Origin of the sequence: Vibrio bivalvicida (assembly GCF_001399455.2) — a bacterium.
Taxonomy (GTDB): Bacteria; Pseudomonadota; Gammaproteobacteria; order Enterobacterales; family Vibrionaceae; genus Vibrio; species Vibrio bivalvicida.
Genome location: NZ_LLEI02000023.1, coordinates 72,935 through 79,000 on the forward strand (window position 1 = coordinate 72,935; position 6,066 = coordinate 79,000).

The 6,066-nt window shown below is 45.0% G+C and carries 8 protein-coding genes; 5 read left to right on the forward strand and 3 right to left on the reverse strand.

The features are described from left to right. Window positions 1-5: 5 nt before the first annotated feature. Window positions 6-593 (forward strand): DNA topoisomerase family protein, encoded by a 588-nt coding sequence (locus tag APB76_RS09020; protein WP_054963327.1) that lies wholly within the window; start codon window positions 6-8, stop codon window positions 591-593. 39 nt (window positions 594-632) lie between these two features. On the opposite strand, the gene APB76_RS09025 is transcribed toward APB76_RS09020, so the two are convergent. After that, window positions 633-1,766 (reverse strand): 5-(carboxyamino)imidazole ribonucleotide synthase, encoded by a 1,134-nt coding sequence (locus tag APB76_RS09025; RefSeq protein WP_054963328.1) that lies wholly within the window; start codon window positions 1,764-1,766, stop codon window positions 633-635. 4 nt (window positions 1,767-1,770) lie between these two features. Then, a complete protein-coding gene (gene purE / locus APB76_RS09030) occupies window positions 1,771-2,256 on the reverse strand; it encodes a 5-(carboxyamino)imidazole ribonucleotide mutase (RefSeq protein WP_049844574.1) in 486 nt (161 codons plus the stop codon). A 194-nt stretch (window positions 2,257-2,450) separates the two neighbouring features. On the opposite strand from purE, the gene APB76_RS09035 reads away from it, so the two are divergent. The 4 genes from APB76_RS09035 to APB76_RS09050 all read left to right on the forward strand — a co-directional run bounded on the left by APB76_RS09035 (window position 2,451) and on the right by APB76_RS09050 (window position 5,123). Beyond that, entirely contained in the window at window positions 2,451-3,008 is a 558-nt protein-coding gene (locus APB76_RS09035; protein ID WP_049844575.1) for an L-threonylcarbamoyladenylate synthase, read from the forward strand. A 21-nt stretch (window positions 3,009-3,029) separates the two neighbouring features. Continuing rightward, window positions 3,030-3,947, forward strand: coding sequence for an oxygen-dependent coproporphyrinogen oxidase (hemF, locus tag APB76_RS09040; RefSeq protein ID WP_049844576.1), 918 nt, complete (start codon window positions 3,030-3,032; stop codon window positions 3,945-3,947). A 76-nt stretch (window positions 3,948-4,023) separates the two neighbouring features. Next, window positions 4,024-4,857 (forward strand): shikimate dehydrogenase, encoded by an 834-nt coding sequence (gene aroE, locus APB76_RS09045; protein ID WP_049844580.1) that lies wholly within the window; start codon window positions 4,024-4,026, stop codon window positions 4,855-4,857. Then, complete coding sequence (locus tag APB76_RS09050; RefSeq protein ID WP_049844577.1) at window positions 4,857-5,123, forward strand: DUF1488 family protein; 267 nt, start codon at window positions 4,857-4,859, stop codon at window positions 5,121-5,123. The genes aroE and APB76_RS09050 overlap by 1 nt, the downstream gene beginning before the upstream one ends. On the opposite strand, the gene APB76_RS09055 is transcribed toward APB76_RS09050, so the two are convergent. Continuing rightward, window positions 5,116-5,664: a gamma carbonic anhydrase family protein gene (locus tag APB76_RS09055; protein WP_049844578.1), complete on the reverse strand. Its 549-nt coding sequence runs from the start codon at window positions 5,662-5,664 to the stop codon at window positions 5,116-5,118. The genes APB76_RS09050 and APB76_RS09055 overlap by 8 nt on opposite strands. Window positions 5,665-6,066: the final 402 nt, after the last annotated feature.

Sequence of the window (6,066 nt, forward strand, 5' to 3'; positions counted from 1 at the left end):
TTTATATGAGCAATAAAATTGATCAGCAGCTGTTTTCAGCCCATGAACATGCGCTAGAGCATCAAGCGTGCCCTAAATGCCAAAGTGAGCAACGCGAAGGTGAGCTTCACCTTCGTCATGGCAAGCATGGCCCTTTCTTGGGCTGTGATCAGTACCCAATGTGTGACTTCATTAAACCCTTACACCAAAACGACGGTCATATTGTTAAAGAGTTAGGTGTGCCTTGCCCTGAATGTGGCAATGAGTTGGTATTACGACAGGGTCGCTACGGGATGTTTATTGGCTGTAGTCATTACCCAAGCTGTCATCATATTGAATCGCTCGATCAGCCCAAGCAGGAAGAGCAGCAACCAGAGCATCATACTTGTCCTGAGTGCGCTAAAGGTTATTTAGTAGAACGGAAAACCCGCTTTGGTAAGGTTTTCTATGCTTGTGATAACTACCCGAAGTGTAAGTTTGCTGTAAACCAACCGCCGATTGCTGGTCAGTGTGAAAAGTGTGGCTTTCCGCTGTTGATCGCGAAGACGCTTGCGAGCGGAGTGAAAAGGCAATGCGCTGATCGCAAGTGTCACCATACTCAATCAGAACAATAAAAAACGGCGCGAGGTGCGCCGTTTTTTTCTTAATGTTTGTTACTGACCCAAATTGTCTGCAAATTCGTGAATCGCTGGAAAGGCTTGCTTATCAAGTAGCTTAGCTATGGCGCAAAGTTTGCGTTGCAACTCTCCACTGTAATCGCCGCACACGTTGATGTGCCCCATCTTACGACCTGCACGTTTTTCTTTGCCATACCAGTGAATATGAATACCATCCATTGCCAGCAGTTCATTTTCTAGCGTGTCTTCACCTAGGATATTGATCATTGAGGTTTCACGGATCAGCTTGGTGCTACCCAATGGTAAGCCGCACACAGCTCTTAAGTGGTTCTCAAATTGACATGTTTCTGCACCTTGTTGAGTCCAGTGTCCTGAGTTGTGCACGCGCGGGGCAATCTCATTGACTAGTAAGGAGCCATTGACATCAAAAAACTCAAGGGTTAGTACGCCAACATAATCGAGTTTATTAGCGACAGCAGTAAACATCTGTTTTGCTTGTTGTTGCAGTGCAGTATCTGCAATGGCAGTCGAAAGAGTAAGTACACCGTCAGTGTGAACATTTTCAGCAAGAGGATAAACTGCAATATAGCCATCCTTACTACGCGCGCCAACCAGTGAAACCTCACGGTTAAATGGTACAAATTCTTCTGCAACAATAGCTTGTGTCTCAGATGTAGCAATACACTCGGCCATTTCTGCCCAAATTGCATCGACCTGATTTTCCTCTTTCAAGCGCCACTGGCCTTTACCATCGTATCCGCCAAGCGCACTTTTGAGCACCATAGGGATGCCAACGTGTGCAATCGCTTGGTCAAAGTCTTCACGTGTATTGATGACAAAGTACTTCGCATTGCGCACATCTGCGTCATCAAGCAATTGCTTCTCAATACGGCGATCGCCGCCTGCTTTTATCGCTTCAGTCGAAGGTAAGAACTTTCCACTTTGCTCGCAGATTGCCAGAATATCGTGAGGAATGTGTTCAAATTCAGCAGTGATCACATCAGCTTGGGTGATTGCGTTCTCTAGGCCATGACCAATCACTACTTGAGTTAGTGGGTGAACAATGTTTTGACTGCCCACGTCATAGGCAGAGATCTCAATATTCAGTGGTGCGCCTGCCAAAGACATCATGCGAGCCAATTGACCAGCACCTAGCACTAAAACATGCATTGACTTAGTCCTCCGCAGGGTTTGGGTTGGCTAGAACGGTTTCTGTTTGCTCTGCGCGAAATGCTTCGACTTTTTCCATCACTGCCTGATCTGACGTTCCAAGAATTTGCGCTGCTAGAATGCCAGCGTTTGCTGCTCCTGCTTCACCGATAGCTAGAGTGCCAACCGCAATTCCTTTCGGCATTTGTACAATTGAGTAAAGTGAATCAAGGCCACTTAACGCTCGTGATTGTACTGGAACACCAAGAACGGGTAATGACGTGAACGCCGCCGCCATGCCTGGAAGGTGAGCAGCGCCGCCAGCACCCGCAATGATCACTTTAAGACCACGCTCTTTAGCACTAGTGGCATAGTCTGCAAGAAGTTGAGGTGTGCGATGCGCAGAAACCACTTTCGTTTCGTACTCAACGCCGAATCTGTCTAGCATTTCCGCTGCTAGTTTCATTGTTGGCCAATCTGATTTAGAACCCATGATGATACCGACTTTCATCTCAAACTCCTTCAAAGCTGCGTAGAATTGGTGAGCAAATAATTTGAGCGCATTATACGGGGATTTTATCACTAAGCAAACGTTTGCGTCGGGTTTGAATGAGCAGATGAAAGATTGCTACTTAAATAGCTTTAGTCACAACTTACGATTATTTGTACACTTAACCTAAACCGCTAATCAAATAGGATGCTTAGGTGAGTAACTTTGAGCGAGCACTCAGTGCACTAAAACAGGGGGAAGTGATCGCCTACCCAACAGAAGGTGTGTTTGGGGTTGGGTGCGATCCTGACAACCCTAATGCGATAAAGAAGCTACTAGAACTTAAACAACGTCCGGTAGAAAAAGGGCTTATCCTGATAGCTGCTAATTACCAACAACTGTTGCCTTATATTAATCAGCAAGCCTTAAGCGCAGAACAGTTAGAACGAGTGCAGCAAACTTGGCCTGGGCCTGTCACTTGGATTATGCCAAGTAGTGATAAGGTTTCTAATTGGGTGTCGGGGCAATATGACTCGATTGCCGTGCGCGTGACTGATCATCCTTTAGTACAAAAGATGTGTAATGCATTTGGAAAGCCGCTAACCTCTACCAGCGCGAATTTGACTGGCGAGCCAGCATGTGTAACAACCGAACAAGTTTATCAACACCTTGGTGATAAGTTAGTGGCGGTGCTAGAAGGGCAAACCGGTGGTCGAACAAATCCAAGTGAAATTCGTGATGCAAGAACCTCACAAGTATTAAGACAGGGTTAACCCTGCAACAAAGGAAGTCGAATGTCAGCGATAGATAAACTAGCAGTAAAACAATTTCTCATGACGCTCCAAGACTCTATTTGTCAGCAACTAGAGCAAGCCGATGGGAGCGCAGTATTTGTAGAGGATGAATGGCACCGTGAACCCGGAGAGAAATTGGGTGGTGGTGGTCGAACTCGAGTCATGAAAGAAGGTGCGGTGTTTGAACAAGGTGGCGTTAACTTTTCTCATGTACAAGGAAAAGAGATGCCAGCTTCAGCGACAGCGCACCGACCTGAACTTGCAGGACGTCGCTTTGAAGCCATGGGCGTGTCATTGGTTATGCACCCTAATAACCCATATGTACCAACCTCGCACGCCAACGTTCGTTTCTTTATTGCCGAAAAAGAGGGTGAAGAGCCTATTTGGTGGTTTGGCGGTGGTTTCGATTTAACGCCGTTTTATCCTTTCGAAGAAGACGCGCAATATTGGCACAACACCGCGAAGGAAGTGTGCGCGCCATTTGGTAGTGAAGTCTACCCAGAGCATAAAGCTTGGTGTGATAAATACTTCTATCTACCACATCGCGATGAAACCAGAGGTGTCGGTGGTCTTTTCTTTGATGACCTCAACCACTGGCAGTTTGATAAGTGCTTTGAGTACATTAAAGCGGTTGGCCAAGGCTATACGGACGCATATTTGCCGATAGTAGAACGCCGCAAAGACACTGAATACGGTGAACGTGAACGTCAGTTCCAACTCTACCGCCGAGGTCGTTACGTTGAATTTAACCTAGTGTTTGACCGTGGCACTTTATTTGGACTGCAGAGTGGTGGTCGTACTGAGTCTATCTTGATGTCGATGCCACCGTTAGCGCGATGGGAGTATGCTTACCAAGTTGAGCCGGGCTCTCCTGAAGCTGATCTATACGATCATTACCTCAAACCAAGAGAGTGGTAAGACTTTCTTCAATATATAGATAGTGATAGGGTCAATGTTTCGCATTGGCCCTTTTTTAGTTTTACAGGTAAAGGAAATGACTCAGCAAATAGATCGTTATGCCGTTTTTGGTAATCCCATCTCTCAAAGTAAATCGCCTTTTATTCATACCCTATTTGCTCGTCAAACCAATCAATCATTAACCTATACTGCAGAAAGCCCAAATAAGGATGCATTTCAACAAGCGGCGTCTGAGTTTTTTGCTCAAGGTGGCAAAGGTTGTAATGTCACTGTTCCATTTAAGGAAGATGCTTATCGCTTTGCCACTCGACTAACTGAACGTGCTCAACTAGCTGGGGCGGTGAATACCCTGAAGAAGCTTGATGATGGTGAAATTATTGGTGATAACACAGATGGTGAAGGGTTAGTGCAAGACTTACTTCAATATCAAGCGCCTTTAAAGGGAGCCCGTATTTTACTTATTGGTGCTGGTGGTGCCGCGCGTGGCGTTATTAAGCCACTATTAGACCAGCAGCCCGCTGAAATTGTTGTAACCAACCGAACCTTTGCCAAAGCGCAACTGCTTGCCGAGATGTTTGCACCGTATGGAACGATTAGCGCTTGTGAGATGAGTGAAGTGAAGCAGTCGTTTGATGTGATTATCAATTCTACCTCTTCTAGTTTAAGTGGGGAGCTACCAGATATATCAGCAGCAATCTTTACTGAACAATCGGTAGTGTATGACATGATGTATGGCGCAGGGAAAACCACCTTCAATCAATGGGCACATGAACATGGGGTGGAGCGAGCCTTCGACGGGCTTGGAATGCTTGTTGGTCAGGCAGCAGAAAGCTTTATGCTCTGGCGTGGTTTAAGACCGGGTACAAAGCAAATTTTGCGTGAACTTAGAAAGAACCTTGAGGGGCAGTAATGAATCAATCGATTTTATTTCCGGATATCCAAGTATGGGATGAAGAAAAGCAAGCAGTGCTATTTTCTGCTCAACAGTCGGGAGCCTTGATTCAATGTCTCGTTGATAAACAAGAGTTAGAAAAACTATCAGGGCAAGTAATAGGCAATGCACAGCAAGCTCTGGAAGTCTTTTCACAATATCGATTCGATCTTGAAGAGCTTGCTGAAGAACTGATCGAAGAAGAAGAGTTCAATTCACAAGGTAATATAGAGGTGGTTAGCTAATCTCTTTAACCTCATGAAGGTAATCTTCTTTATTCTGCACATAGTTGTTGGCGGACTTCTGCAAGAAAGCTCGTTCTTTGTCATTAAGAGGGCGAGCTTGTTTTACTGGGCTACCCACATATAGATAACCACTTTCTAAGCGTTTACCCGGTGGCACCAAACTACCAGCACCAATCATTACCTCTTCTTCTATTACTGCCGCATCTAACACGATCGCACCCATACCTACTAAGACGCGGTCTTCAATAATACAACCGTGCAACATTACCTTGTGGCCGATAGTTACATCGTTACCAATGATAAGAGGGTAACCTTTAGGGTTTTCTGCGTTCTTATGGGTGACATGTAATACACTGCCATCTTGAACGTTGGTTCGCTCACCAATATGAATGTGGTTAACATCACCTCGGGCCGCAACAAGTGGCCAAATACTCGAATCGTCTCCTACTTTAATATCTCCGACTAAAACAGAGCTGCTATCTATATAGACACGTTGACCAATTTGAGGTGAAATTCCTTTGTAACTGCGTAGAGAACTCATTTTTTCTCCTTATATAGAGGTTTTTTGCCTAGAGAGGCTAAGAAAAGTGAGGAAAATAGCTCGTTTTGAATAGAAAATACTCAAACGCTAAAAAAATCAAAAAAAACTGCAAAAAGGGCTTGCCAATGTGATGGCGATCTCTATAATGCCCCCTCGCTGACACGGCAACGCTTCGAAGCTAAGTTTCGAAAAGAATGAAAGCCCAGTTAGCAAGGTCAATTAGCCAAGCGGAAACGCTTGAAAAAAAGTTTGAAAAAAGTGGTTGACACTAAACTTTATCTCGCTAAAATGACCGCCTCTTCCGAAGTGATGCGAATCACAAAGAAGAAAGCTCTTTAACAATATAAACCTATCAATCTGTGTGGGCACTCGTTGATGATAATCCAAATAGTTTCTTCGGAA

Excerpts from the sequence above, each read along its gene's own strand:
- APB76_RS09020 (WP_054963327.1), top strand. The coding sequence starts at position 6 with ATGAGCAATAAAATTGATCAGCAGCTGTTTTCAGCCCATGAACATGCG.
- APB76_RS09025 (WP_054963328.1), bottom strand. The coding sequence starts at position 1,766 with ATGCATGTTTTAGTGCTAGGTGCTGGTCAATTGGCTCGCATGATGTCT.
- purE (WP_049844574.1), bottom strand. The coding sequence starts at position 2,256 with ATGAAAGTCGGTATCATCATGGGTTCTAAATCAGATTGGCCAACAATG.
- hemF (WP_049844576.1), top strand. The coding sequence starts at position 3,030 with ATGTCAGCGATAGATAAACTAGCAGTAAAACAATTTCTCATGACGCTC.
- aroE (WP_049844580.1), top strand. The coding sequence starts at position 4,024 with ATGACTCAGCAAATAGATCGTTATGCCGTTTTTGGTAATCCCATCTCT.
- APB76_RS09050 (WP_049844577.1), top strand. The coding sequence starts at position 4,857 with ATGAATCAATCGATTTTATTTCCGGATATCCAAGTATGGGATGAAGAA.
- APB76_RS09055 (WP_049844578.1), bottom strand. The coding sequence starts at position 5,664 with ATGAGTTCTCTACGCAGTTACAAAGGAATTTCACCTCAAATTGGTCAA.